This is a genomic window from Mesorhizobium sp. M5C.F.Ca.IN.020.32.2.1 (assembly GCF_004023105.1).
In the GTDB taxonomy this organism is placed as follows: Bacteria; Pseudomonadota; Alphaproteobacteria; order Rhizobiales; family Rhizobiaceae; genus Mesorhizobium; species Mesorhizobium wenxiniae.
Map to the genome: position 1 here is coordinate 1 of NZ_RZSX01001324.1, position 1122 is coordinate 1122.

Sequence of the window (1122 nt, forward strand, 5' to 3'; positions counted from 1 at the left end):
GTACTCGGGGACGTCGACCTGACGCCGGCAGAACGGGAAGTCGTCATGCCGAAGATAAAGAAGATCGAGGAGACTTACGGCGATCGCGATTTCCTCATGCTGGAAATCGTTGCCTATCTACGATCGATCGGCCGGTATCTGGATCCCGGCTCGCCTGCGACGCACTGGTCGGAGAATACGAAAACTCATCACTGAATGCCGGCGGCACCCTCTCCGCTATTCTGAGAGAGGAGACTCCGGCCACCACCTATTGCGGTCAAGCTGCTGGAACATATTTGGCCGTGGTATATTCTCTGGACATGAGCGAGACCGCGGTCATTTGCCTCGACGAGGCCGTCCGGTGCGAGATCCGGCGCGAGCTTGCCGTTGCCAGGGCGAAGCACGGCAACAGCTGGGAGGTCCAGTCGATCGCCAACAGCTGGGGCGACACCATGGATGATCGCGAGACATTGGCGGCAATTCGCTTGTTCAACCGCACCGGCTCGATGTTTGCCGGTGTTATTTGCTCCATACACTGATGCCGTCTCCCAAGATCGTGCAGGGCGATCGTCTTTCCATTGACGTTGATGTGCTGAAGGTACGGGACGACGCCCGTGTGACATTCGCGCTTTTCAGATCACGGGATCGGAAGGCATCATGAAATGGGCGCGCCGTACCACCAGCGCCCGTGACCGGCCGAGTATTGCCGCCGGCGTAATCCCGCCCCTCCTGCCGACGCTGGTCGATCGCGTCCCGCAGGGCCCTGATTGGCTACACGAAATCAAATGGGACGGCTATCGGATCGGCGTCTATCTCGACAAAGGCAAGGTCAAAATCCTTACCCGCAACCTTCACGACTGGACCGTAAGGTTTCCGACTATCGTAACGGCCGTGGCCGAGCTCGACGCCTCGGACGCGATAATCGACGGTGAGGCGTTCGTCGCCGACGAGAAGGGCTTGTCGCACTTTTCCAGTCTTCAGCGGGCTCTTGGCCGCGGCGGGAGACGTCAGGACATCATGCTTGCCGTCTTCGACCTGCTCAAGCTCGACGGCGAGGACCTTCGCGATCGGCCACTCGTGGATCGGCGAAAAGCGCTAGTTAATCTGCTGGGTGAGACGCCGCCGAACGGCATTGTTTTGAGC

At 59.5% G+C, this 1122-nt stretch carries 1 protein-coding gene and 2 pseudogenes; all 3 read left to right on the forward strand.

The genetic code is table 11. The features are described from left to right. Window positions 1-195 (forward strand): annotated as a pseudogene (locus EOA86_RS35665) (hypothetical protein); the annotation flags it as partial. Window positions 196-299: 104 nt separating this feature from the next. Further along, a complete protein-coding gene (locus tag EOA86_RS35670) occupies window positions 300-518 on the forward strand; it encodes a hypothetical protein (protein ID WP_128345740.1) in 219 nt (72 codons plus the stop codon). A 118-nt stretch (window positions 519-636) separates the two neighbouring features. Then, window positions 637-1122 (forward strand): annotated as a pseudogene (locus EOA86_RS35675) (ATP-dependent DNA ligase); the annotation flags it as partial.

What these genes read in the sequence shown, in the direction of transcription:
- EOA86_RS35670 (WP_128345740.1), top strand. Translation starts at nt 300, where the DNA reads ATGAGCGAGACCGCGGTCATTTGCCTCGACGAGGCCGTCCGGTGCGAG.